Raw genomic sequence first — 25,495 nt, 5'->3', positions numbered from 1 at the left:
TGTTTACCCGCATCGTTAATCATTGCGTCACTGTCTTTGTGACTGAGCGTGGCTCCCCTTCAGAAGAAGGCTGAGTCGCGGGAGTCGGTTAGGCCCGTCTCTTAAAGTGGAACTTGAACGCAACCGGATAACGAAAGCTGCTTCGCACACAAGACCTTAGGGCGATTCGACGAAAATTGCATCTACAGGGCTTGCGTTCCAGAATCAGAATTTGTTAACCATCTGTTGTCAGGATCCGAATCAGTTGTTCAAAGGCGTTTTGTTGTGTGCCGCGAATGCGGCCGACCTGACGCCCAGGAGCGGCGACTATGGGGAACTGGCATGCGCGTTTTGCTGATTGAAGATGACAGCGCCGTCGCGCAGTCGATCGAGCTGATGTTGAAGTCTGAGAGCTTCAACGTCTACACGACCGATTTGGGGGAAGAAGGCGTCGATCTCGGTAAATTATACGATTACGACATTATCCTTCTCGACCTCAACCTGCCCGACATGTCCGGCTACGACGTGCTCAAGCAGCTCCGGGTCTCCAAGATCAAGACACCCATTCTGATCCTCTCCGGCCTCGCCGGCATCGAGGACAAGGTCAAGGGTCTCGGCGTCGGCGCCGACGACTACATGACCAAGCCCTTCCACAAGGACGAGCTGGTTGCCCGCATCCACGCGATCGTGCGCCGCTCCAAGGGTCATGCCCAGTCGGTGATCCAGACCGGCGACCTCGTCGTCAACCTCGACACCAAGACGGTGGAAGTCGGCGGCCAGCGCGTGCATCTGACCGGCAAGGAATACCAGATGCTGGAGCTGCTCTCGCTCCGCAAGGGCACGACCCTCACCAAGGAAATGTTCCTTAACCACCTCTATGGCGGCATGGACGAGCCCGAGCTGAAGATCATCGACGTCTTCATCTGCAAGCTCCGCAAGAAGCTCGCGAATGCCTCGGAAGGCCGCAACTTCATCGAGACCGTTTGGGGCCGCGGCTACGTGCTGCGCGAGCCGCACGAGGTCGAAGAGCGCATTCCCGCCTGATCCTGGGGTTTACCCGCGAGCCCTTCGGGGCTTGCTCCTCCCAGCCTGGACCCCGCCGCGAATGGCGGGGTTTTGTTTTTTGGGGACGCGAACGCGGCCTCGTCGTCCTGCCGCCCTTGAACCGCTATCCTTCCCCCGCCGACGAATGGTCGCTGCACGATGGGGGAACGATGATCCTGCAATCACTCGCCGGCCTGCCCGCCTTCCTGGTCTATTTCTGCACCGGGCTGATCACGATCGTGACGTATCTGTTCGTCTACACCCGCATCACTCCGTATAACGAATTCCAGCTGATCCGGGACAACGAGCCGGCCGCGGCGATCGCACTCGGCCTCAGCCTGCTCGGCTTCGTGGCGCCGCTGGTCAGCGCCATCGCGCATTCGGCCAATGTGCTGGATTGCCTGATCTGGGCGCTCATCGCGCTGATCGTGCAGATCATCGTGCTCTTTCTGGTGAGGGTGCCGGTGCCGAATCTGCCGGCGCGGATCGCGGCCGGCGAGCTCGCGCCCGCGATCTGGCTCGGGCTGTCCTCGCTTGCTGCGGGCCTGCTCAACGCCGCCTGCATGATCTACTGACATGGCCGACAAGCCCTCCAAAAAGGAGTTCGGCAGGCGCCGGCCGGCGGCAGGACCGCCGCCTGCACAACAGCCGGTGAAGCGCTCCGGCCGTGTCGCGCTGCTGGTGATGGGCACGATTGCGGTCGGCACCACCGCCTACACGCTGATGCCGCGGCACAATTGCGAGCCCTCCGCTACCGGGGCGATAGTCCCCGGCGCCACGGTCCCCGGAGCCGCGCCGGTGCAGGCGAGCACCGCCTGCAGCAGCAGAAGCAGCTCGTCGGGCGGCGGCGGCAGCTCGCGCTGGTCGTCGCGATCGAGTTTCTTCAGCAGCGACTCCTCGAGCCATTCCTCGTCCGGAACGTCATCCGATTCAGGCTCCGGCGGCGTGAGCCGCGGTGGCTTCGGCTCGTTTGGCCATGGCTTCTCTGGCGGCGGCTGACCCATGCAACGCATCGTCTGCCCCGAGCGCGACGACTGGCGACAGACCGCCGAACAATGCGGCTTCGCCTTCCACACCATCGACGGCGAGCGCTATTGGGACGAGCGCGCCTACTACGCCTTCACGCTCGACGAGATCGAGCGTGGCATCGAGACGCCGACCGGCGAGATCGACGCGATGTGCCTGGAGCTCGCCGGCCGGGTCATCGGCGACGAGCGCCATCTGCAGCGCTTGAAGATACCGGACGCGTTCTGGAGCTTGATCGCCGAGAGCTGGGCACGAGACGACCGCAGCCTCTATGGCCGGCTCGATCTGAAATTCGACGGCAAGGGACCGGCAAAGCTGCTCGAATACAACGCGGACACGCCGACCTCGATTTTCGAAGCCGCGGTGTTTCAATGGACCTGGCTCGAACAAGCGATCGAACGGCGCATCATCCCGTCGCGGGCCGACCAGTTCAACTCCATCCACGAACGACTGATCGAAGCCTGGAAGCAGATTGCAGCTAGCCGCCATGTCCATCTCACCGGCACCACGGGCAATGAGGAGGACGCCGGCACGCTCGCTTATCTCGAAGACACAGCGCGCCAGGCCGGACTGGCGACCACGCTGCTCGACATCGAGGCGATCGGCTGGCGCAATGACGCCGGCGGCTTCGTCGATCTCGACGACCGCGATATCGGGCTCGCCTTCAAGCTCTATCCCTGGGAATGGATGTTCCACGACAGCTTCGGCGCAAAGCTCAAGGACGCATCGACACGCTGGATCGAACCGCCGTGGAAGGCGGTGCTCTCCAACAAGGGCATCCTGCCGCTGCTCTGGGAGATGTTTCCGAACCATCCCAATCTGCTGCCGGCGTTCTTCGAGGACGATCCGCGGGCAGCCGAGCTCGGCAGTTCCTATGTGCGCAAGCCGCTGCTGTCGCGCGAAGGCGCCAATGTCACGCTGGTAGCAGGCGGAATGCCGCTCGACGAGCAGGCAGGCCCCTACGGCGCCGAAGGATTCGTGCGGCAGGCGCTCGCGCCGCTGCCGAACTTCTCAGACTTCTATCCGGTGGTGGGAAGCTGGCTGGTCGATCACGAACCCTGCGGCCTATCGATCCGCGAGGACGAGAGCCCGATCACCGGCAACGGCTCGCGGTTTCTGCCCCATGCGATTTTGTGAAGTGCCTCTTCTTCCCTTCTCCCCTTGTGAGAAAGGGAAGAACGCATCTCACCGCGCCGCTGCAACCTTCAACGACGGCGGCATCAATCCGCCCATCGGGCGGCCGGAGCGCGTCGGGTTGAGCTGATAGAGACCACGACGCTCGGCGATCGGGCGGAACGCGTCGGTGATGCCGACGACGGATTCGGCGGCGCCCAACAGCAGCGTACCGTCGGCTTCCAAAACCTTCGCCATGCGCTCGAAGATCACGGCCTTGGTGTCCTGGTCGAAATAGATCAGCACATTGCGGCAGAAGATCACGTCGAACGTGCCGAGATGGGAGAAGTCCTGCAACAGATTGAGCTGGCGGAACTGCACCATCGCGCGGATGTCGGCATTGAGCTGCCAGACCTCCCCCGCTTGCGTGAAGTATTTCATCAGGTGCTGGATCGGCAGGCCGCGCTGCACCTCGAACTGGCTGTAGACGCCGGCCTTGGATTTCTCCAGCACCTCCTGCGACAGATCGGTGGCGACGATCTCGATGCGCCAGCCGGCGAAGGCTGCGCCCATCTCCTTCACGCACATCGCGATCGAATAGGGCTCTTGTCCCGTCGACGAGGCCGCCGACCAGATGCGCAGCGACTTGCGCGCCGCGCGCGCCCGAAGCAGCCCCGGCAGGATCGTTTCGCGCAAATGATCGAACGGGATCTTGTCGCGGTAGAAGAAGGTCTCGTTGGTGGTCATCGCCTCGACCACGTCGCTCGCAAGCCGCCCGTCGCCGTTCCTGATCTTCAGCACGAGATCGGGAATTCCGGCGAGGCTCGCCTTGCGGGCCAGCGGCAGCAGCCGGCTCTCGACCAGATACTGCTTGTCAGGCGAGAGATCGAGGCCGGACCGCTCTTTCAGGAATTTGCGCAGATACTCGTAGTCAACCGGCGTCACGAGCGGTCTCCCGCGAACAGGCGATTGACCCGGGCGCCGATCTGGTTGAGCGGCAGGATCGCCGCGCAGATGCCGGCATTGGCCGCTGCGCCCGGCATGCCCCAGACCACGCTGGAGGCTTCGTCCTGCGCGATCACGCTGCCGCCGGCGGCGACGATGTCCTTGCCGCCGCGCATGCCGTCCGAGCCCATGCCCGTCAGGATCACGGAGAGGATGGCGCCATGCCAGATGTCGATGGCGGAAGTGAACAGCGGATCGACCGCCGGCTTGCAGAAATTGACGGCGGGACCGTCGTCGAGCGCGATCGCCACGTCGCCGCCGCTACGCACGACGCGCATGTGCTTGCCGCCCGGCGCAAGATAGATGCGGCCCTGCTTCACCGGCTCGCCGTCGACGGCTTCGGCTGCCGGCTTGCGGCTCGTGCGTGCCAGATGCTCCGCGAGAATGGTGGTGAAGGTGGGCGGCATGTGCTGGGTGATCAGCACCGGGACGCGGTCGATCACGGGACCGAGCTCGGCGACGAGCGCCATCAGCGCCTGAGGACCGCCGGTCGATGAGCCGATCAGCAGCACCTTCGGTGCCTGGGTCGAGAACGGACGCGTGGACAGCGGCGAGGACGACGACGGCGCATGCAGGGCCGGAGCCGCCGCGGACGCGGCAGGCCGCGCGACAAGCGGTCCACGTGCAGCCGGAGCCGGGCCCGCGGGCGCAAGCGGCGGGCTCGCAACCGCGGGCTTGCGGCGCAGCCGTGCACCGAGGTGGCGGATTTTCTGGATCAGGTCGTGATGGAAGATGTCCGCAGCCGACGCCTCGCGCGTCGATTCCGGCTTCGGGATATAGTCGGCCGCGCCGAGCGACAGCGCCTTGAAACTGATCTCCGCGTTACGGCGGGTCAGCGTCGAGGCCATGATGATGACGAGATCGCGCTTCTTCGCCAGCAGTTGCGGCAGCGCGGAGATACCGTCGAGCTCGGGCATTTCGATATCGAGCACGGCAACGTCGGGGTTGATGCGTTCGATCTGGTTGACCGCCTCGAGCCCGGTACGCAGCGACGCCGCGACCTCCATGTCATGCTCGGCACCGATCCAGCGCGAGATCAGACCACGGATGACGACGGAGTCATCGACGACCATCACCCGCAACGGTCCGGCTTCCCGCGACGAGCCCGGGGTCGAATTACCTGCGAACGCAACACTCATTACTCACCAACTCAGACTGAAACGGTCAGTTGAAAACAAACGCCGAAGGAGCCGTTCAGCCTCCGGGGCGGTCTCAGATAAGGCCGACTTCCTGGAATTTCGCCGTCACGATGTCCTTGTCGAAAGGCTTCATGATGTACTCGTTGGCGCCCGCGTGCAGCGCGCGCGCGATATGCGCGACGTCGTTCTCGGTGGTGCAGAACACGACCTTGGGCTGGTCGCCACCAGGCATGCGCCGGAGATGGCCGAGGAACTCGTAGCCGTCCATCACCGGCATGTTCCAGTCGAGCAGGACCGCATCGGGCAAGCCGCGCTTGCAGGCCTCCAGCGCCTTCTCACCGTCCTCGGCTTCGAGGATCTGGAAGTCGAGGCCCTCCAGGATCCGGCGCGCAACCTTGCGGATGACGCTGGAATCATCAACGACGAGACAAGTTCGCATGTGAACCTCTGCTTCCTCCCCTTTTTGCGGGGGCAATTCCAATTGCAGATACGTCGGCGGATGTGCCGGCGTATCAGGCCGCCATCATCTCGGGCGCGAGCTCGAGGACGCGATCGACGTCGAGGACGACCATGAGCTGGCCGTCGAGACGGTGGACACCGCCGGCGAGCTTGGCCATGCGGGGGTCGAGATTGACGGGGTTTTCTTCCATGCCGTCCTCGGCGAGCCGCAGCACTTCGCCGATCTGGTCGATCAACAGGCCATAGGATTCACCGCGCAGGTCGACGCCGACCGCCATCGGGATCTTGCCGTCCTCGGGCTTGGGCAGGCCGAGCCGGGCGCGCATGTCGACCACGGTGACGATGCGGCCGCGCAGGTTCAGCACGCCCGCGATCTCGCGCGAGGACAGCGGCACGCGGGTGACGCGCTCGGGCATGAACACGTCCTGGACGCGGGAGATCGGCAGGCCGAACAGCTGGCCGCCGATCATCGCGGTGACGTATTCGACCATGGCGCCTTCGCCGGACTGGGTCTTCTTGGTCATGTGCGTATCTCCTGATCCCGCTGGTTACGCTGCTGCGCGGCTCAGCTCGGAGGCACCGGCGGCGCCTGCGGTCTGTTCCTTCAGCGCCGCGATCAGACCGGGACGGTCGAACTTGGCGACATAGTCGTGGAAGCCGGCCTGACGGCCGCGCTCGATCGCCGCCGGCGACACCAGCGCGGAGAGCCCGATGATCGGCATCGCGCCCAGATTGCTGTCGGAGCGGATGGTCTCGGCAAACTCGAACCCGTTCATGTCGGGCATCTCGATGTCGGTCAGGACCACGTCGAAGGTCTGCGCGCGCAGCGCGGCCAGGCCCTCCTGCGCGGTCGGCGCGGTGCGGACGCGGTAGCCGGCGGCCTTGAGCACCGGAGCCAGCATGTTGCGGAAGAACGCCGAGTCGTCGACCAGCAACACCGATTGCGAGTGCAGCGACGGCTTCATCTCCTTGCGGGTGAACCAGTCGGAGAACGCCATCGGCAGGAAGTGGCCGACGTCGATCACTTCGGTGGCCTGGCCCTTGATCACGGCCGAGCCGAGAATGCCGGAGGAGGATCCGCCGACCTCGATGTTGAGCCGTTCCTCGACGATGTCGATGATCTCGTCGACGACGAGGCCCATGGAGCGGCCGTCATCGGAGAACACCAGGATCGGCTGGGCGCCCTGGCTCGCGATGGTGACGCTCTCCATGGCGACGAGCGGCATCAGCTGCTCGCGGTACTGCACCATGTAGCGACCGTTCGAGAACTCGATCTTGTCGGCCGGGAGCTCTTCCAGGCGCGTGACGAGCCCGAGCGGGACCGCCTTGGGCTGGGACGAGCCGGCGCGGAACACCAGCAGCGAGGTGGTCTGCTCGCCGCTTCCGATGCTGTGCGTCCCGTTCTCGTTGTTCATGTCATGGGCCGAGGAGCCGGCGGCGCCGAGCGCCTTGGCAATGCCGTTGGGGTCGATGATCATGATGACCGCGCCGTCGCCCAGGATGGTATTGCCCGAGAACATGTCGATGTGACGCAGTTTCGTCGACATCGGCTTGACCACGATTTCTTCGGTGTGGAACACGCCGTCGACGACGATGCCGAAGGTCTGGCTGCCGACCTGGGTCACCACGATGAAGCCGTTCTCGGGATCGGAGACGGCGCCGTCGTCGATCTTGAGCAGCTTCTTGAGATGGATCAGCGGCAGCAGCTTGTTGCGCAGCCTGAGCACCGCGGTGTCCTTGATGCGCTCGATGCGGTGCTCCGAGTTGGCGCGGGCCCGCACCAGCTCGACCACGGAGAGCTGCGGGATCGCAAAGCGGTCGCCGGCGGCTTCCACGATCAGCGCGGAGACGATGGCCAGCGTCAGCGGGATCTTGATGGTGACGGAGGAGCCTTCACCGGCCACCGACTTGATGTCGATGGTGCCGCCGATCTGGTCGATATTGGTGCGCACCACGTCCATGCCGACGCCGCGTCCCGACACCGAGGTGATGGCGGCAGCGGTGGAGAAGCCCGGCGCGAAGATGAACTTGTGGATCTGGGCTTCGCTCATCTTCTCGAGCTCGGCCTCGGTGACCAGACCTGAGGAGATCGCCTTGGCCTTGATCCTGTCGGTGTTCAGGCCGCGGCCGTTGTCGGCGATGCAGATGATGATGTGGCCGCCCTCGTGATAGGCGGACAGGCGGATGGTGCCCTGCTCGCCCTTGCCGCCGGCGAGACGCTCGGCCGGGGTCTCCAGGCCATGGTCGGCGGAGTTGCGCACCATGTGGGTGAGCGGGTCCTTGATCAGGTCGAGCACCTGGCGATCGAGCTCGGTGTCGGCGCCGTGCATCTCCAGCTCGATCTGCTTGCCGAGTTCGCTCGAGAGGTCGCGAACGATGCGGGGCAGCTTCTGCCAGGCATTGCCGATCGGCTGCATGCGCGTCTTCATGACGCCTTCCTGCAGCTCGGCGGTGACGTTGGACAGCCGCTGCAACGGCACCTTGAACTCGGTGTCCTCGTTGCGGCGGGAGATCTCCAACAGCTGATTGCGGGTCAGCACCAGCTCGGAGACCATGGTCATCAGATGCTCCAGCGTATCCACGTTGACGCGGATCGACTGGTTGGCGATGCTGGCTCCCTCGCCGGCGCCCTCGTCGGCGATCGACTTCTTCGGCGCGGCCTTGTCCTTGGGCGCCTTAACTTCCTTGGCTTCCTTGGCAGCGTCCTTGGCAACAGCCACTGGCGCTTCAGCGGCAGGCTGGGGCTCGGCCTTGACTTCGGCTTTGGCAACCGGGGCCGGGACTTCGATCGCGGTCTCGCGGAAGGCGCGCTCGAGCTCGTCGAGCGAGACTTCGCCCGGACGCAGCGGACGCTCCAGGCTCTGGTCGGCCAGCACGCCGGAGGTCGGCGCGGCTTCCACCGCAGCCGGCGCTTCCGGCACCAGCGGCGGCGCTTCGGCCACGGGAGCAGCAGCACCGGCCGGCATCGGCTGCGCCGAGCCTGACATTGCCGCCATGCCCTGCTCAACCATCGCTTCCAGCTTGTCGATGAGATCGCGGTCGGTGCCCTCGGGCTCGGCCTCGGTCGCCTCCAGCCCGGCCAGAATTTCCTTGATGCGGTCGATCGAGGACAGGATCACCGTCACCGCCTGCCCGGTCACCGGCATGCCGTCACGGAATTTGCCCATCAACGTCTCGCCGGCATGCGCCAGCGCTTCCAGCCGCGGCAATCCGAGGAAGCCGCACGTGCCCTTGATGGTGTGGACCAGCCGGAAGATGTTATCCAGGATCTTGGCGTTGTTCGGCTCCTGCTCGAACTTCACCAGCTGATTGTCCACGGTGTCCAGGCTCTCGCTGGTTTCCGTCAAAAACTCCCGCAACAGATCATCCATGAAAACAGGCCTTCATACAGGGAGGGCGCGCACACAAGACGTGATGCGCCAATTCGGAATGGGGCCAGCTTCACCGCAAAGCGTTTAATAATGGTTGAGTATGTGGAAAAGAACGGAATCAACAAATAGATAAGGCGCTCCGGACAAGCCGAAGCGCCTTGTAAAGATTCGATTAACGTTTGGGAGCGGCGACGAGTCTACGACGCGATAATGGTGATGGCCTCGCCTTCATGCGCGAGCCTCACGGTGAGCCCGCAGGCCTCTGCCAACAGCCGCGTATAATAAGGCTGGATCGCGTGCGCATCCGCGGCCGGGCCGCGCTCGCCGCTCAGGAGCTCGGAGATGTTCTGCGGCAGGCGCGCATTATGTCCGGTCGCGGTGATGCGGAAGCTCATCGTCTCGCCCTCGCCGATCGGATCGATCGTCAGCGTGCCGCCGCGCGGGATCGTGTGCTGCGAAACGACCAGCATGTTGAGCAACAGCTTGACGCGATTCTTCGGCAGCAGGATCCGCGGCAGATTCCAGGTGATCGAGCACTTGCCGTCCTCGATGTGGCCGCGCGCCATGGTCTGGGCATCGCCGAGATCGATCTGCGCGCCGGACGAGCCGGCCGCACCAAAGGCAAGACGGCAGAACTGGAGGCGAGCGGAGGCGGTTTTCGCGCTCTTGCGAATCAGGTCGAGTGCGAACTCGCGGTCGTCGGGCTTGGGATCGTCGTCGAGCACTTCGAGCCCATTGACGATGGCGCCGACAGGGCTGATGAGATCGTGGCAGACCCGCGAGCACAGCAGCGCAGCGAGTTCGAGCGCATCTGGAGCGGCAACGGTAGCGGGTGACGAAGCGTCAGACATAAAGGGTTCCTGGAATTGCACGGCGCGGACGCGGCGAATCAAGCATGCTTGACGAATGCCGCAGGTTCTAACATTCGCAAGCCCATGGCAGCTAGCTTGCGATCGGTTCGAACCGGCCCTAATGCCGCGGCGAATCACTCGAGCAGGGATGGAATTGCCGATGAATGAGGCATGCAGGTGAAGCGGATCATCGACGGCGCGGCCGCCTCCCACCTGATGGAGCCGCTCACCGCGCTGGTGGTGAAGGCGGGCGAAGCCATCCTCGCGGTCAACCGCGCGGCGATGCGGGTCGACGGCAAGCAGGACGGCTCGCCGGTGACCGAGGCCGACCTTGCCGCCGACCGCATCATCGCGGACGGGCTGGCGCAGCTCGCGGGCGAGATCCCGACGCTCTCGGAAGAGCGGACCCAGCTCGCCTCGCCGCCGTTCCGCGACAGCTTCTTTCTGATCGATCCGCTGGACGGCACCAAGGAGTTCGTCGCCGGGCGCGACGAGTTCACCGTCAACCTTGCCCTGGTGACATCGGGCGTGCCGCTGCTGGGCATCGTCAGCGCGCCCGCACTCGGGCTGCTCTGGCGCGGCATCGTCGGCCGCGGCGCCGAGCGCGTCAGGTTCGACGGCGCGACGATCCGCGCTGCCGAGCCGATCCATACCCGCAAGTTGCCGCCCCTGGGCGAGCCATGGATCGCCGCGGTGAGCCGCTCGCATGGAGATCCCAGAACCGAGGCCTTCATCGATCACCGCCCCAACGCCGTCAGAAAGACGGTCGGCTCGGCCGTGAAATTCGGCCGGATCGCGGAAGGCAGTGCCGACATCTATCCCCGCTTCGGGCCTACTTGTGAATGGGACGTCGGGGCGGGCTACGCGGTCGTGACCGCAGCCGGCGGCAGCGTAACCGACGGCAAGGGCGGCGCGCTCCGCTTCGGCGAGCGGCACGATGGCGGCTTCATCATCCCGGAGTTCATCGCCTGGGGTGACCCGCAGGCGGCAAGAGTCTGACGTCGTAAGGGCGCTACTGGCTGAGCTTGTCCTGGAGGGCCGGCCAGCGCTTGCCCACCTCGTAGAGAAAGCGCTCGGGGTTGGCGGCGAAGCCGTCGCGATTGGCTTCCCGGCTGAACAGATAGAGCCGCTGCGCCGCGATCGCGAAGAAACGGGGGTTGCCGGCGATGGTGACCCCGCGGGCGATATCGACCGGATCGTAGCCGCCGAACTGCGGCCCGTAGACCTCGGGATGTGCCAGGAAAGAGGCTCGGTTGCCCTCGTTCCGAAAGCGCCAGACTGCGCCCCACAGGTTCGCCTCGAATTCGGCCGTTCCCTGCACGGCCGCGCCAGCGACGAAATAGGCCACGGGGTCGAAGCCCTCGATCGCCACGCCGCTGAAGCGGTTGACGACGATCCGCTCGGTGGTGGCCGCCTGCGCCGGCACCCCTGCGCAGAGGATCCAAATGCCCGACAGCATGCAGACCAGAAGGCCGATCAAGGCAATTCCGGGGCGCAAAGGGCTGGCTTCCTGCCGTTGTGCCGTCATAGTTGCTGCGGATAACATCCGAGTCGAGGGGACATCCGGCGCAACCTAGAGCCGTGCCTGTTGGCGTCAGGTTAAGGAAGCGACCGGATTCGATACCAGGGGTTCTTTTATGACTTTCGCATCACGCCTTGCCGCAGTCGCGCTTGCCGCGATGGTCGGGTGGATCATTCCGGCTTCCGCCCAGCAGCAGCCGCCGCCCGATTTGCCGCCGCCGCAGCGGACCCAGACGCCCAGCACCTATGGGCCGGACGAACTCGTGAACGCCGGCCACCGCTTCTTCGGCAACGTCTCGCGCGGTCTCGCCTCGATCATCGAGAAGGCGGTCAGCCAATGGGGCCTGCCCAACGGCTATATCCTCGGTGAGGAGGGCTCCGGCGCTTTCGTCGCCGGTCTGCGCTACGGCGAAGGCACGCTCTACACCAAGAACGCCGGCGACCTGCGCGTCTACTGGCAGGGTCCCTCGCTCGGCTTCGACTGGGGTGGCGACGGCGCGCGCACCATGACGCTGGTCTATAATCTGCCCGCCACCAACGCGATCTACCAGCGCTTCGCCGGCCTCGACGGCTCGGCCTACATCATCGGCGGCTTCGGCATGACGGCACTCACTGCCAACAACATCGTGCTGGTGCCGATCCGCTCGGGCCTCGGCCTGCGGCTGGGAGCCAATATCGGCTATTTGAAATTCACCCCGCGCGCGACCTGGAACCCGTTCTAACGTCCCGCTTTCCCCTGCGGCGACGGATCAAGGTTAACGACATGTCGGGGCTGGCTTTTTGCGGGCCCCGCATGCAATGTCCTTGGTAAATTTTCCTTAGCTTTGGGAGTTCTGGCCCATGGTCGAACCGATCATGTACCTGGCGATCGGTTTCCTGCTCTCGATGCTGTGCGGGCTCGCGATCGTGCCGCTGGTGCATAACCGCGCCGTGCGCCTGACCACGCGCCGGCTCGAGGCCGCCACGCCGTTGTCGATGGCCGAGATCCAGGCCGACAAGGACCAGCTCCGCGCCGAATTCGCCATGTCGGCGCGACGGCTGGAGATGAGCGTCGACCAGCTCAAGAACAAGACCACGAGCCAGCTCGCCGAGCTCGGCAAGAAGAGCGACGCCATCAACCGCATGAAGATCGAACTCGGCGAGAAGAACGCCACGATCTTCGCGCTCGAAGCGCGCGAGAAGGCGGTGAAGGAGCAGCTCCGCGCCACCGAAGAGGAATTCAACACCAAGACCGCAGCCCTGCGCGCCGCCGAGCTCGCGCTGACGGACAAGCAGGGCGAGCTCGCAAAGATCAATTCCGAACTGTCCGACCGCTCGATGATGGCGGAGAGCCGTCAGGTCGAGCTGGTCGCGGTCCGTGCGCAGATCGAGGAGCTGAAGAACCGCGTCGGCGACGCCGAGAAGGAATTTGCCGCGACGCAGGCGCGGCTGGCGCAGGAGCGCACCGAATCCGAGACCGCCTCGCGCGAGCTCGGCGACGCCCGCGGCCGCGTCGAGAATCTGAGCCAGCGCGTCACGGACCTCGATCGCCAGCTCATCGTGCAGGTGAAAGAGGCCGAGATGCTGTCGGGCCGTGTCGGCGATCTCGAAGGCCGCCTGGCCACGCAGGGCAAGCTGCTCGCCGAGCGCGACTATGAGAACAACCAGCTCCGCCAGGCCAATGAGAGTTCCGAGCGCACCATCAAGGAGCTGCGCGTCGAGATCGCGGCCTTGAGCGGCGGCAAATCGTCGGCCGCAATGGAATCGATCCGCGCGGAAAAGACCGCGCTGGAGGAGCAGCTGCGCACCGCCCGCGACGAGCGCGCCAAGCTCCAGCGCGACATCAACGCGATCCAGCAGCAGGCCGAGAGCTCCTGGGCGACCGAGCGGATGGAGAACGCGCTGCTGCGCGAACGCATCAACGATATCGCCGCCGAGGTGGCCAAGCTCGCGATGCAGCTCGAAGGCCCGAACTCGCCGATCGAGGCCCTGCTCGCGGCCGAGGCCGGCCAGCCGCCGAGGCCGGCGCCGCGCCCGGCCAATGACGCCCCGACCAACGGCACGGCCGCAGGCACCCTGCCCGAAGGTGGCGGAACACTGGCCGAACGCATCCGCGCGCTCCAGGCCCACGCCTCCCGCGCCCGCCAGCAGGGCGCGTAGGCGGCTCCAAACGGTCTGACCGCCGAATTGCGCGGTCTGCGGAAGGTTTCCGGGCCGCTTTTAACGTCTTCGGGCGCCTCGAAACTTGACACGTTCGGCCCGCACTTCTAAATCGCGGGCTCCAAAGCGTCGGTGGCCGAACTCGGGCCGCCTGCATGATGGTTTCGGGTGCATAGCTCAGCGGGAGAGCGTTCCCTTCACACGGGAGAGGTCCAAGGTTCGATCCCTTGTGCGCCCACCATTAACCTAGCCAAATCAGCCACTTAGCGGCAAGGTTCTCCAAGTATGTGCCCCAAAAAAGCGGGGGCACAATAGGGGCACGAAGCGAGCAATGATGGTGCGAGGCCTACAGAACGGCTCGGCTGGTCATAGTACGACCGTTCGATGTTCTCCCCACCCAACCAGTGTAGGCGACCTCGTTTGTCTCGACGCGCTCTTGTCCTGCGATGTTCCTGCACTGTTTCGCTCTGCTTTAGTCTTTCTCAGGCGGTAAGCGATCACTCTGCCGAGCAGCAGGACTTCGGCTGCGTCCCTAAAGAAAAACCCGCCAGCGACGTAGGGCTGACGGGTTCTCGTTTGCCCGTGCGTATCCGCGGTACTCGTCACCCATCCCCGATGGCACATCGTGCAGCCATAACGATCGACGTTTAGGTTATCACCGTCTCTTGCTGGCTGATGTGTTGCTCGCCTTGATGAAGGCGACGCTCGGCCAAAGTCAAGAATGAGGGGCGGCAGCGGTCTCGCTTACCTTCGCTCTGGCTCAAAGCGACCGAGCCGCCGTGGGCCACACCAGACTTCGATCGGTTGGTTAGCCTCCCCGGCAGAGCCAAGCTGAAGAGCTTCTTCCGCGTTGCCGCACTCGATCTCCTGCACATCGAGTGTCTTCTGCCCCGTCGTCGAGCGTCGATCCGCGCGAAGCTAATGACCTCCACGGAAGCATCTACTCAAAGTTCATCGCGAAGTTGCGGATTGACTTCGCTCAGGTCAGTCCGCTCCGAGAGCTACTGCCGGATCGACTCCTGGTAAAGCTCGTGCGCTTTATAGGCTTCGAGTTCGACTTCGTCGTCGAATTCACCGTAGACGATCACGTCAATTTCGTTGCCAAGCCGGTCACTCTTGCGCTTGCGAGCGAGCTCAAGCCGGCGTGCGTGCGGGATTTTGGCGAGAACGGAAAGGCCGTCGCGCCGATCTCCCGGCATTCCAGGGCGGCGCCGCCGGCTTTTTGGCTACGAGCTGAACAGGACGCTGGAACGATACCGTCGGGAGGCATCGCTTGCCTCAGGCACTCCTATATCTTTACGAGGCGTGATAAGCTTGGATTACCGCCATGACAAATGCTGGTCCTTTCTACCGGGTGGCCGGAGCAGGATCCGGTTCGCCGGCGTGAGAGAGCTCGCCGAACACTCGAAGAATTTGTTGGGCTGGTTACAGTCTCAGCCCCCTCCTTTACACCAGGCCAGGCCGTCGCGGCTGTACAACGCGTGATTGGTCTGTCGGGTGACGCCTTCCAGGTCAACATTGCGCAGCGCTTCAGCGCTCGCCTGGCGAAACTCGTTCGATCCGATAGCCTTCTATTGTCAGCTGCGGAAAATGAATTCGGCTCCCTTTGCCGACCTTCTTCGGTATGGCAAGCTCACCATTGCATCGAGTTCGCCCGAGCATTTCACAAAAGTTTGACGCGCCGGCAGATCAGCTCAAAGGCGCGGCCGATCGCGCGAAATGCCTGCTCACCATCGCTGAAATCGCCGCTCACCATGAGCGAAACGCGGAAGGCCTTGGGAATAAAGCTCGCGAAGCGTGTCGGTATGAAAAGGCAACGTCGCCATTGCGCACAATATCTCTGTGATCCTCCACTGCATTTCCGTCGACGGCATGTCGTTTGACTGGGGCCACGCGCCGGCCCGGCCTTAATTTGCAAGTTTCTGGCCCGGTCCGCCGGGCCGGCGATGTCCCGCTGAGACGGTGGTCGTGGTGACCTCGGTCAATCGACTGGTGGCGAGCTCGCCCGCCCGCCATTGCAGAGGATGACCCACCCGATCCGGACATCATCATGAGGCGCTTGCGATCTCGGAAAGGAGCATAACCCCGGCGACGGGCAGCTGATCGCATTGCATTTAGGTGACGGCTAATCGACCAAGAGAACCGAGCTGGTTATCGATCCGAGTCTCGGCCGCATCGAGTTCCTACTGGTCAAGATTAGACAATCGAAGCCGTCGAGGCGAGAGGAGCGTGGGTCGCGACAAATCGCGCCGAGCAGGTGGCGCTTTTGGACGAGACCGTCGACCGCGATAAGGGCATGTCCGACAGCCACCGCGACATGGGTGTTACCGCTGTCGCTCGGGCCGAAACCCAGGATGTAGTCAAATAACTCGATCTGATCCGCGAGAACTATGCGGATTTTCGGTCGACGAATGGCATCGGATGTCGTCAGAAGGGGACGTTGCGCGAGTGAATGGATGCGGCTCCATTGATAGGGCCGTCGGCACACTGGCGTCTTGTCCTGCGGCTCGTCAGCTCATGGACAGCTAAGCCTGCTATGGTGAGACGCCGCTGCCTGGACCGCCAGATCCAGCTTGATCTGCGGAGGAGAATGGGATGTGCCCTTGATGGATGTCAACCAATTGGACGACTCAAATTTCGCGAACGTACTATGATCGGCTGCATCTGACCGCGAACGAATGGGTAGCGTGTTCGGGCGGTCCTAGGTTGGCAAGCCCGGTCTTGGAGCCTGCTTTATCATGTCTCGGTACTCACTCAGTAGCGATGGCGATCAAGGTAGAGAACCGCCGCTCCGGCGCCACTTCCTTCATTTAGAAGAAGAATTATGCATACAGAACAGACCCAGCGAAGCGCCCGCATTGATTCCGAAACTTCCGAACGTGGGCACCGGCAAAGCTGCCTGTGCGGTCTTACTCAGGCTGCAGCACAGTGGGTCGAAGCCTTGAGGGTGGCCACCGGCCCTTCCCCGGCTCAAGGACAGCTGGAAAGCTGGGTCGCCGAACCGGGACAGGGCGAACAGGAGGATCGGCGAGAGGCAGTAAGCCGAGTGAGAGCCTGGCAGGAAGTGGCTGATGTACACGTGCCGCTGAATCTGGCATCTCTGGCGCTAACCACTTTGCCCGTCCTGCCGCCAGAGATGCAGGGGCTCTCTATCATGCACAATCGGCTGAGTAGTTTGTCGATCGAGGGCCAGGCCAACCTCCTCTGGCTCGACGCCAGCAACAACCTGCTGACCAGCCTGTCCGACGCTTTTCCGGCCGGACTTCAAGATCTTAATGTCAGCGGCAACCGGGTGAGCCGCCTGCCTGCCGCCTTCCCGGCTGGGCTCCGTCGGCTCAACCTCAGCAACAATCGGTTGACCAGTCTGACCGATACCCTACCAGCAACGCTTCAGCAGCTCGACGCCAGCAACAACCAAGTGACCGATCTGCCCGAAGCCTTGCCAGCTGGGCTCCGTCGGCTCAACCTCAGCAACAATCGGCTGACCAGTCTGACCGATACCCTGCCACCAACGCTTCAGCAGCTCGAGGCCAGCAACAACCAAGTGACCAGTCTGCCTGCCGCCTTCCCGGCTGGGCTCCGTCGGCTCGACCTCAGGAACAACCAACTGACCAGCCTGCCCGAGACGTTGCCGACGCAGCTCGGCTCGGAATGCCGCGTTCAGCTAGAAAATAATCCGCTGCCGGAGCGGGTGCTAACGAACTTGGCGTCAACCTTGAATAGCCAGGACTATGCCGGACCGCAGATCTTCTTCTCGGTGCATGACGGGGCGGCGCAAGATCAAGCGCGGCCTCTGTGCGAGGCGGTCGCGGCTTGGCTCCCAAACGAACCGAACACAGCAGCGCTCTGGCGAGCCTTCGCAGAAGAGCCGGGTGCTAAAGAATACGCTCGCTTCCTCGATAGGCTACTGGACACGGTGAACTCTAGCAATTCCGAGTTCCGGGTGGGAGTGGCAGACGATCTGCGGCAGGCGGCGATCAGGCCGGGATTGCGCGCCCAGTACTTCCAGTCGGCCATTGGAGCAAGCGCGAGCTGCCAGGATCGCATCACTTTGGCTTGGAACGACATGCAGACCGCACGGCTGAACGCTGATGTCGAGGAGGGAGCCTACGACGGGCGCCTCGACAAGCTCGTCGAACAAGGCCGGGTCATGTTCCGTTTGGGCGTGCTGGACGGGATAGCCCGAGACAAGGTCAGCTCGCTCCGGTTCGTCGACGAGATCGAGGTCTATCTCGCATATCAAGTCAAACTGCGCGACCGGCTGGACCTGAAGCACATCGCCCCAGCCATGCGCTACTTCGGTGTGGCTCACGTGGACGAACATGACCTTGCCACCGCCGAGGCCGTCGTGCGAAGCAAGGAGGCGGCGGAATTCGCCGACTATCTGGCAACGAGCTGGCAACCCTGGGACACGGTGCTGCGCCGCATCGCGCCCGAAGCTCATGCAGAGATGCAGGATCGGCTCGTCGATGCGATGGGTGAGGAGTTCGAGAGCCGACTGACGGAACGGCTCACTGATCTTCATCTGAACGGCGACGCTGACGCCGAGCGGCAGCTCGGGGCCAAGATCCGCGACGAGATCGCCCGCGAGATCAATGGCGCGCTGACGCGCCAAGTTCTCGGGGAACACGGCCTCACGCTGCAGCCGGCCGCGCCAACGCAGGTCGCGAGGGGAGACGGCGGGCGCGGTCGGGGATCGTAGCGGTCGATGTTCGGAACAAAAGACTCGGCTCTCATTGTGTGATCCACGCTTACGATCACTCCCTCTCTAGAAGTATGTTGGGCCAGACGAAGCGCCGGCGAGGCTGCCGACATGAGTGTTCACTGATGACACTGATTGATGGCCACGAACAGCTTGGTCGGGCTGATGGGATCGACAGGAAATTCCATTTGAACCTGAGGATTGAAACACCCGGCCGGGCGGTCGGAGTGAGCAGCCGAAAGGGTGGCCGCGGGACGTGGATACGCCTGGGTCATTCGCTGGACGTGGGCACCGCTGATCTGTAATCTGTCATTCGGCCCTTTAATTGCAGTTTGTTGTCAAGCTTACATTTCTGAACTCGCCCACGGCACAGTGGTAGTGCTCGCGCCGTCGGAGCTGGTCCGGGTTGCGGAGACGGCGCGGGCGCGGCTAATACGTGCTTTGCCGGCCAGGCATTGGATCGCCCGGGGTTGTTGATGTCTTCGCTGGGGTCATGGTCCTTTCCGAGGTCGCGGAGCGCCTCATGATGATGTCCGGGTCGGGCGCCTCAACGTCTGCAGCGGAGTACAGTCAAGCCGCCACCAGCCGAATGAACGAGGTCGCCACAACACCGTCCCAGCGGGACATCGCCAGTCCGGCAGACCGGACCAGGAACTTTACATGATCGGATGAGGCTTCCTTCGCCTGGCCCCAGTCGAAAGATGTGCCATCGACCCAGATACAGTGAAGAACGAGGGCGATTTTGCGCACGATGGCGACCTTTGCCTTTCGCATGCCAATCCGCTTGGCGAGTTTCATGCCCCAAGCCTTGAGAGAGGACCATTTCTTTGTTCGATAAAGCAGGACGGTCGCCGCCTCGTACAGGTAAGTTCGGAGAAGACGGTCGCCCCATCGTGATATCTTGCCATTGATGTCAGTTTCGCCAGACTGGTTGCGTCGAGGCGTAAGACCCAAATAGGCGCCGACGCTTGATGCCGATCGGAAGCGCGATGGGTCGTCGATCGTATGGCGGAAGGTCAACGCGGTCACCACGCCGACACCAGGAACCGTCATTAGGCGGCGCGTCGTCTCATCCGACTTCGCCAATTGGCGGACTTCGTCGTCGAACTTGCTTTGCTGCTTGCAGATCTGCTCATGGATCGACAGAAGCGGCGCGATCACACCGAGGAGCTGATGATCCTTGCCCAATAGCTCGCAGACCTGATTGCGAAACCGCAGTCCGATCGCGCGTGGGAAGAGCAAGCCGTATTCTTTGATTAGACTGCGGACCTGGTTCTCGATATCTCGACGAATTGTGTTTCGGCATGGAATAACGACCCCGTTTTCGGGGTGATCGGCATCCAATCGGGGCTCTGACGCATATTCGATGATCGTGTTTGTTTTTATGGCGCGCCAATCAGCCTGGCTTGAAGCAGATCGAGCTTGGCGCGCCCGTACATCTGCCGTTTGACCAGCTTGAGCTTGGTGATCTGAGCTTCCACTTGGCCATTGGACCATGGTTGCGTAATAGCGGCGTGCACCGCGCCCTTGTCGTTGGCGATTCCATTCGCGAACGAGGCAATGAGGCTCCGCTTGGATTCTTTAATCCAAGGTTCGAGCTCGACGGCCTTCCTTCGGATCATCGCGTGGAAGCGGCCAACGAGAGCTTGGGCATCGGCCAGCATAGGAACGTTTTGTTCGATGACCGCAAGCGTGACGGTCTCCGCCTTGGTTAGGTGGTCGCGCTTCGTCGTCATCAGCTGCGCTATCATCCTGGCGGCGGGGACCTTCTGCAATTGTTGACGGCTGATAGTCTCGGCACGCCGCCGTCGCGTCGCCATTCCGCCACCCCGCGCAGCGATCCCTTGAAGCCTTGTCCCTTCAAGCGGCGCCAGAGCTCGGCACCGTTGCGGCAGCCGCCTGACCACTGCGTGTCCAGGAACGGCAGATGCCCGTCCGGGGTGCTTTGACGGGTGCGGAACATATCCGCACCGCCGCCGCGGCTAATTTGGCGAACCAGATTGCGACTATGTCCTGTGCGGCGGACGATCTCCTTGAGCGGCACACCGTCGCTGACGAGAGCCGTAATTACGGCATGGCTGTCCTGGCGCCGCAGATAGCCCTGATAGCGCAGCTTTTCCGCACAGGTCAGCAATTCCGGGTCGATCATCGTCGCTCCGATTGCGGTTCGGATTCTGTTCATGGAGCGGCGCACCGCATCAAGGAAGGCCGCTCTCGCATTTTCCATCAGATGCCAGCGGTCGGCGACTTGGATGGCGTTCGGCAGCGCCTTGGCTGCTGCATCGCCGTATCCACCACCGCGATCTCGCGACACAATGTTGATCGCTGGGTGCTTCGATAGCCACGCCCGAACGGTCGCAGTCTCCCTGTCGGGCAGCAGGGTAACGATCCGCCGACGCTCCAAATCGCACACGATCGTCCCGTATCGATGGTTTCTCCGGAACGCCCAGTCATCGATGCCCACAACAAGCAATGGATCTGTCGTCATCGCCGCCCGCCGGCGGACCACCCGTAGCAAGGTATCGTTGCTGACAGGCAGCATGAGCGCTTGGCGAAGCTTGCCGCCGGCCGGCCGCCCAGCGCCAACCCCAGGTGATGGACGATGTATTCCAGCCGTGCCGTCCGGCGCCGTCGAAGCGGAACGACGTCTTCTCCGAACCGCTCCGCGAAGATCCGCCGGCCGCAATGCTGCGGCGCGGCAATCAGGATGGAAGTGCAGCGTCAATCAGGATGAGAGAGCTTCGCCGGGCTCGTGACGCAGGGAGGACGTAGCCCGACCGGAGTTACGAGCCCGGCGACGGCGCGATCCGAGCGGACCGCGCCGTCTGGCGATCGCGGCTGGCCGGTGATGGATGGTTCTTCTCGCCAAAGAGGAATCACCCGTTGCCAGGCTGCCATGTCACCGATCACCAGATGAGGCTCTACATGAAGTTCCGTCAAACCAATTCGCCGCCAGAGGCGGCCGCGAAGGCGTCGTTCAGTTCGTCGACCGCTTATCGGCTCGAGAATGATCTGCGCCTTCCGTCGCAAAAGAAGTCACCGCGGCAAAGGCGCCGGCCGGATCCCTTGGCTAACGTCTTCGGCCTGGAGGTCGTGCCGATGCTGAAGGCGGCTCCCGGCGTGCGGCCCGTGGCGATCTTCGAGGAGATGCTCCGACGGCCATCCTGAGCTGGGGGCTGGAATCCGCCGCACGCTCGAGCGCCGGATCCGCGCCTGGCGGGCGATCCACGGCGAGGAGCAGGAGGTCATCTTCCGCCAGACCCACGAAGTGGGCCAGGTCGGCCTGTCCGACTTCACCGATATGGGCGAGCTTGGGGTCGCCATCGCTGGCGTGCCGCTCGATCATCGCCTGTATCACTTCCGGTTGGCCTATTGCGGGTTTGAACACGCCCATGTCGTGCTCGGTGGCGAGAGCTTCGTCGCATTGGCCGAAGGGCTGCAGAATGCCCTGTGATCGCTCGGTGGGGCCCCGCGGGAGCATCGGACCGACAGCCTGTCGGCCGCCTTCTGCAATCTCGATCGCAATGCGAGGAACGATCTGACCAGGCGGTACGAGGACCTCTGCGCCCACTACGGCATGCGGCCTTCCCGCAACAATCGCGGCATCGCCCACGAGAACGGGGCGATCGAAAGCTCGCATGGCCATCTCAAGCGGACGATCGCCGATGCGCTGCTGTTGCGCGGCACTGCCGACTTCGATGATCTCGCCGCCTATCGCGGCTTCATCGACGAGATCGTCAGCCGCCGTAATGCCCGCAACTCCAAGCGGATCGACCACGAGCGCGCCACCCTGCAGGCGTTGCCAGATCGCCGCACCTCGGACTACGAGGAGGTGATTGTCCGCGTGACGTCAAGCGGCGGCTTCACCTTGCGCAAGGTGTTCTACACCGTGCCGTCGCGTTTGATCGGGCACCAACTGCGGGTGCGCCTTTACGACGATCATCTCGACGTGTTCGTCGGCGGCACCCATCTCGTCACCCTGCCGCGTGGGCGGCCGCATCCCAACGGCAAGCACGACCAGGTCGTCGATTATCGGCACGTGATCCATTCCTTGCGGCGCAAGCCAATGGCGCTGCTCAATCTCGTCTACCGTGATCGGCTGTTCCCGCGCGATGCCTATCGCCGAACCTTCGATTGCTTGCGCGAACGGCTGCCGGACAGGAAAGCCTGCCGGATCATGGTCGATCTGCTCGCACTGGCCCATGAGCGCGGCTGCGAGGCCGAACTCGCCGATCAGCTCGCGACCGAGCTTGATGCCGGCCGACTGCCCGACCTCAACCGGCTGCGCGCTTACTTCTCTCCCGATCCGGCCTGCGTGCCGCACGTCGTGGTGCAGCTCGCACCGCTCGCCACCTATGAGTGCCTCATCGGTGCCGGCGAGATCGGAGGTGCCGCATGAGCACGGCCAACACCATTGACACCGCGCGCCTCAATCTATTGCTCAACGAGTTGCGGCTGCCAGCCATCAAGGTGCTGTGGCCGCAATTTGCCGAGCAGTCCGACAAGGAAGGCTGGCCGGCAGCCCGCTTTCTCGCCACCATTGCCGAGCACGAGATCGCCGAACGCGGCCGCCGCCGCGTCGAGCGCCATCTCGTCGAGGCGCGGCTGCCCGCTGGAAAGACCTTCGACAATTTCGACTTCGAGGCTGTGCCGATGATCTCCAAGGCGCAGGTGACCGCGCTCGCCGCCGGCGATGGTTGGCTCGGCAAGGGCGCCAATCTGCTGCTGTTCGGCCCGCCCGGCGCAGCCTGCTGTTCGAGCTCATCAGCGCTCGCTACGAGCGGCGTTCCATGCTGATCACCGCCAATCAGCCCTTTGGAGAGTGGAACAGGGTCTTCCCGGATCCTGCTATGACGCTCGCCGCCATCGATCGCCTCGTTCACCACGCCACCATCGTCGAGATGAACGTCGAAAGCTATCGCAGGCGCACCGCGCTCGAGCGGAAGCGTGGTCCAGGGCGACCATCCTCGCACGCGACACCAAAAACACTCGCTGATTGACGCTCCGCGACAATCAGAGCGAACAAAACTCTTGCGCGCGACAATCATCGCGGCAATCATCACCTCGCTGCGACACCGACTCGCCATCCTGATTGTCGCGCGCTTCCCATCCAGATTGTCGCGCTATAGCAATGCGGCACCTCGCATGTGAAGCGCCGCGTGAGCAATCGGAGGCGCACCTTTCTGCCCGCTGATGGCAAATCGGCAACGTGCCGGACGTAGCGGCTATGGATGCGGCTCGACGCTGTCGCGCACAAAGGGCACCGAGCCTCCGCAGCTTCCGACCTGACAGCCAGAATAAGCGAATCCATTGAGTCACTTACACCATCAAACACCAAACCACTCGGTACTAGCGATGAGATCTGAAAGCCCGTCCGCATGGCGCTGATTCTCCGTTTGAGAAGCACAGTCGCCCGGCAAACTTCACCAGAAATGAGTCAGACCCCCTTTTGGATGCCGATAGGGGGTCCCAGTCGGGCTCTGACGCATATTCGATGATCGGGATTGTTTTTATGGCGCGCCAATCAGCCTAGCCTGAAGGAGATCGAGCTTAGCGCGCCCGTACATTTGCCGTTTGACCAGCTTGAGCTTGGTGATCTGAGCTTCCACTTGGCCATTGGACCATGGTTGCGTGATAGCCGCGTGCACCGCGCCCTTATCGTTGGCAATGCCATTCGCGAACGAGGCAATGAGGCTCCGCTTGGATTCCTCAATCCAAGGTTCGAGCTCCATCTCGGCCTTCTTTCGGATCATCGCGTGGAAGCGGCCAACGAGAGCTTGGGCATCGGCCAGCATAGGAACGTTTTGTTCGATGACGGCAAGCGTGACGGTCTCGGCCCTGGTCAGGTGGTCGCGCTTCGTCGTCATCAGCTGCGCTATCGTCCTGGCGGCGGGGACCTTCTGCAATTGTTGATGGCTGATAGTCTCGGCACGCCGCCGTCGCGTCGCCCATTCCGCCACCACGCGCAGCGATCCCATAAAGCCTTGTCCCTTCAAACGGCGCCAGAGTTCGGCACCGTTGCGACAGCCGCCTGACCATTGCGCGTCCAGGAACGGCAGGTGCCCGTCCAGGGTGCTTTGACGGGTGCGGAACATATCCGTACCGCCACCGCGGCTAATTTGGCGAACCAGATTGCGACTATGTCCTGTGCGGCGGACGATCTCCTTGAACGGCACACCGTCGCTGACGAGAGCCGCAATTGCGGCATGGCTGTCCTGGCGCCGCAGATAGCCCTGATAGCGCAGCTTTTCCGCATAGGTCAGCAATTCCGGGTTGATCGTTGTCGCTCCGATTGCGGTTCGGATTCTGTTCATGGAGCGGCGCACCGCATCAAGGAAGGCCGCGCTCGCATTTTCCATCAGATGCCAGCGGTCGGCGACCTGGATGGCGTTCGGCAGCGCCTTAGCTGCTGCCTCGCCATATCCACCACCGCGATCCCGCGACACAATGTTGATCGCTGGGTGCTTCGATAGCCACGCCCGAACGGTCGCAGTCTCCCTGTCGGGCAGCAGGGTAACGATCCGCCGACGCTCCAAATCGCACACGATCGTCCCGTATCGATGGTTTCTCCGGAACGCCCAGTCATCGATGCCCACAACAAGCAATGGATCGGTCGGCATCGCCGTCCGCCGACGGACCACCCGTAGCAGGGTATCGTTGCTGACAGGCAGCATGAGCCGCTTGGCGAAGCTTGCCGCCGGCCGGCCGCCGAGCGCCAAGCCCAAGTGATGGACGATGTATTCCAGCCGTGCTGTCCGGCGCCGTCGCAGCGGGACGATGTCTTCTCCGAACCGCTCCGCGAAGATCCGCCGGCGGCAATGCGGCACCTCGCATGTGAAGCGCCGCGTGAGCAATCGGAGGCGCACCTTTCTGCCCGCTGATGGCAAATCGGCAACGTGCCGGACGTAGCGGCTATGGATGCGGCTCGACGCTGTCGCGCACAAAGGGCACCGAGCCTCCGCAGCTTCCGACCTAACAGACAGAATAAGCGAATCCATTGAGTCACTTACACCATCAAACACCAAACCACTCGGTACTAGCGATGAGGTTTGAAAGCCCGTCCGCATGGCGCTGATTCTCCGTTTGAGAACCACAGTCGCCCGGCAAACTTCATCGGAAATGAGTCAGACCCCCAGTCGAACGCCG

The 25,495-nt window shown here is 63.3% G+C and carries 18 protein-coding genes, 1 tRNA gene and 4 pseudogenes; 11 read left to right on the top strand and 12 right to left on the bottom strand.

The features are described from left to right. Window positions 1-321: 321 nt before the first annotated feature. The 4 genes from IVB45_RS07250 to IVB45_RS07235 all read left to right on the top strand — a co-directional run bounded on the left by IVB45_RS07250 (window position 322) and on the right by IVB45_RS07235 (window position 3,186). Complete coding sequence (locus IVB45_RS07250) at window positions 322-1,023, top strand: response regulator transcription factor (protein ID WP_007600544.1); 702 nt, start codon at window positions 322-324, stop codon at window positions 1,021-1,023. A 170-nt stretch (window positions 1,024-1,193) separates the two neighbouring features. Beyond that, complete coding sequence (locus IVB45_RS07245) at window positions 1,194-1,598, top strand: DUF350 domain-containing protein (protein ID WP_247357246.1); 405 nt, start codon at window positions 1,194-1,196, stop codon at window positions 1,596-1,598. 1 nt (window position 1,599) lies between these two features. After that, the gene (locus IVB45_RS07240; RefSeq protein WP_247357247.1) at window positions 1,600-2,022 is read left to right on the top strand and encodes a hypothetical protein; all 423 of its coding nucleotides are present in this window, start codon (window positions 1,600-1,602) and stop codon (window positions 2,020-2,022) included. 3 nt (window positions 2,023-2,025) lie between these two features. Next, the gene (locus tag IVB45_RS07235; RefSeq protein WP_247357248.1) at window positions 2,026-3,186 is read left to right on the top strand and encodes a glutathionylspermidine synthase family protein; all 1,161 of its coding nucleotides are present in this window, start codon (window positions 2,026-2,028) and stop codon (window positions 3,184-3,186) included. Between the two features lie 48 nt (window positions 3,187-3,234). Here the strand turns inward: IVB45_RS07235 and IVB45_RS07230 are convergent, their stop codons facing one another. The 6 genes from IVB45_RS07230 to IVB45_RS07205 all read right to left on the bottom strand — a co-directional run bounded on the left by IVB45_RS07230 (window position 3,235) and on the right by IVB45_RS07205 (window position 9,987). Beyond that, complete coding sequence (locus IVB45_RS07230; RefSeq protein ID WP_247357249.1) at window positions 3,235-4,107, bottom strand: protein-glutamate O-methyltransferase CheR; 873 nt, start codon at window positions 4,105-4,107, stop codon at window positions 3,235-3,237. Further along, window positions 4,104-5,306: a chemotaxis response regulator protein-glutamate methylesterase gene (locus IVB45_RS07225; RefSeq protein ID WP_247357250.1), complete on the bottom strand. Its 1,203-nt coding sequence runs from the start codon at window positions 5,304-5,306 to the stop codon at window positions 4,104-4,106. Before IVB45_RS07225 ends, IVB45_RS07230 begins: the two co-directional genes overlap by 4 nt. Window positions 5,307-5,379: 73 nt before the next feature. Beyond that, window positions 5,380-5,745 carry a response regulator gene (locus IVB45_RS07220; protein WP_007600538.1) on the bottom strand — a complete coding sequence of 122 codons (366 nt, stop codon included), beginning with the start codon at window positions 5,743-5,745 and terminating at the stop codon, window positions 5,380-5,382. A 73-nt stretch (window positions 5,746-5,818) separates the two neighbouring features. Then, window positions 5,819-6,289 carry a chemotaxis protein CheW gene (locus tag IVB45_RS07215; protein ID WP_007606277.1) on the bottom strand — a complete coding sequence of 157 codons (471 nt, stop codon included), beginning with the start codon at window positions 6,287-6,289 and terminating at the stop codon, window positions 5,819-5,821. Between the two features lie 24 nt (window positions 6,290-6,313). Continuing rightward, complete coding sequence (locus IVB45_RS07210) at window positions 6,314-9,136, bottom strand: hybrid sensor histidine kinase/response regulator (RefSeq protein WP_247807609.1); 2,823 nt, start codon at window positions 9,134-9,136, stop codon at window positions 6,314-6,316. A gap of 197 nt (window positions 9,137-9,333) precedes the next feature. Beyond that, the gene (locus IVB45_RS07205) at window positions 9,334-9,987 is read right to left on the bottom strand and encodes a histidine phosphotransferase family protein (RefSeq protein ID WP_027565198.1); all 654 of its coding nucleotides are present in this window, start codon (window positions 9,985-9,987) and stop codon (window positions 9,334-9,336) included. Between the two features lie 171 nt (window positions 9,988-10,158). Here IVB45_RS07205 and IVB45_RS07200 point away from each other — a divergent pair, with 171 nt between their 5' ends. Further along, entirely contained in the window at window positions 10,159-10,986 is an 828-nt protein-coding gene (locus IVB45_RS07200) for a 3'(2'),5'-bisphosphate nucleotidase CysQ (RefSeq protein ID WP_247359226.1), read from the top strand. 13 nt (window positions 10,987-10,999) lie between these two features. On the opposite strand, the gene IVB45_RS07195 is transcribed toward IVB45_RS07200, so the two are convergent. Continuing rightward, window positions 11,000-11,485, bottom strand: coding sequence for a YHS domain-containing (seleno)protein (locus tag IVB45_RS07195; RefSeq protein WP_247359228.1), 486 nt, complete (start codon window positions 11,483-11,485; stop codon window positions 11,000-11,002). 139 nt (window positions 11,486-11,624) lie between these two features. On the opposite strand from IVB45_RS07195, the gene IVB45_RS07190 reads away from it, so the two are divergent. The 3 genes from IVB45_RS07190 (at window position 11,625) to IVB45_RS07180 (ending at window position 13,888) form a co-directional block, all read left to right on the top strand. Beyond that, complete coding sequence (locus IVB45_RS07190; RefSeq protein WP_247359230.1) at window positions 11,625-12,230, top strand: DUF1134 domain-containing protein; 606 nt, start codon at window positions 11,625-11,627, stop codon at window positions 12,228-12,230. Between the two features lie 118 nt (window positions 12,231-12,348). Continuing rightward, on the top strand, window positions 12,349-13,647 hold the full coding sequence (locus IVB45_RS07185) for a hypothetical protein (RefSeq protein WP_247359232.1): 1,299 nt from the start codon (window positions 12,349-12,351) through the stop codon (window positions 13,645-13,647). A 166-nt stretch (window positions 13,648-13,813) separates the two neighbouring features. Further along, window positions 13,814-13,888, top strand: a tRNA-Val gene (locus IVB45_RS07180). 760 nt (window positions 13,889-14,648) lie between these two features. Here the strand turns inward: IVB45_RS07180 and IVB45_RS07175 are convergent. Next, on the bottom strand, window positions 14,649-14,846 hold the full coding sequence (locus IVB45_RS07175) for a Dabb family protein (protein ID WP_247282076.1): 198 nt from the start codon (window positions 14,844-14,846) through the stop codon (window positions 14,649-14,651). Between the two features lie 1,625 nt (window positions 14,847-16,471). On the opposite strand from IVB45_RS07175, the gene IVB45_RS07165 reads away from it, so the two are divergent. Beyond that, window positions 16,472-18,349 (top strand): NEL-type E3 ubiquitin ligase domain-containing protein, encoded by a 1,878-nt coding sequence (locus tag IVB45_RS07165; RefSeq protein WP_247359234.1) that lies wholly within the window; start codon window positions 16,472-16,474, stop codon window positions 18,347-18,349. A gap of 570 nt (window positions 18,350-18,919) precedes the next feature. Here the strand turns inward: IVB45_RS07165 and IVB45_RS07160 are convergent. Both IVB45_RS07160 and IVB45_RS07155 read right to left on the bottom strand, forming a co-directional pair. Then, window positions 18,920-19,693 (bottom strand): IS110 family transposase, encoded by a 774-nt coding sequence (locus IVB45_RS07160; RefSeq protein WP_247359236.1) that lies wholly within the window; start codon window positions 19,691-19,693, stop codon window positions 18,920-18,922. Between the two features lie 38 nt (window positions 19,694-19,731). Next, window positions 19,732-21,034 (bottom strand): annotated as a pseudogene (locus IVB45_RS07155) (ISL3 family transposase); the annotation flags it as partial. Window positions 21,035-21,262: 228 nt separating this feature from the next. Between IVB45_RS07155 and istA the strand changes: the two are divergent. Together istA and IVB45_RS07145 are read left to right on the top strand one after the other, a co-directional pair. Continuing rightward, window positions 21,263-22,748, top strand: a pseudogene (gene istA / locus IVB45_RS07150) (IS21 family transposase). Then, a pseudogene (locus tag IVB45_RS07145) lies at window positions 22,745-23,349 on the top strand (ATP-binding protein). Before istA ends, IVB45_RS07145 begins: the two co-directional pseudogenes overlap by 4 nt. Window positions 23,350-23,492: 143 nt before the next feature. Here IVB45_RS07145 and IVB45_RS07140 read toward each other — a convergent pair. Continuing rightward, window positions 23,493-23,615, bottom strand: a pseudogene (locus IVB45_RS07140) (transposase family protein); the annotation flags it as partial. A 244-nt stretch (window positions 23,616-23,859) separates the two neighbouring features. After that, window positions 23,860-25,416: an ISL3 family transposase gene (locus tag IVB45_RS07135; RefSeq protein ID WP_247807608.1), complete on the bottom strand. Its 1,557-nt coding sequence runs from the start codon at window positions 25,414-25,416 to the stop codon at window positions 23,860-23,862. Between the last annotated feature and the right edge of the window lie 79 nt (window positions 25,417-25,495).

The sequence above is a fragment of the Bradyrhizobium sp. 4 genome (assembly GCF_023100905.1).
In the GTDB taxonomy this organism is placed as follows: domain Bacteria; phylum Pseudomonadota; class Alphaproteobacteria; order Rhizobiales; family Xanthobacteraceae; genus Bradyrhizobium.
This window is presented reverse-complemented; position numbering and strand designations above follow the sequence as displayed.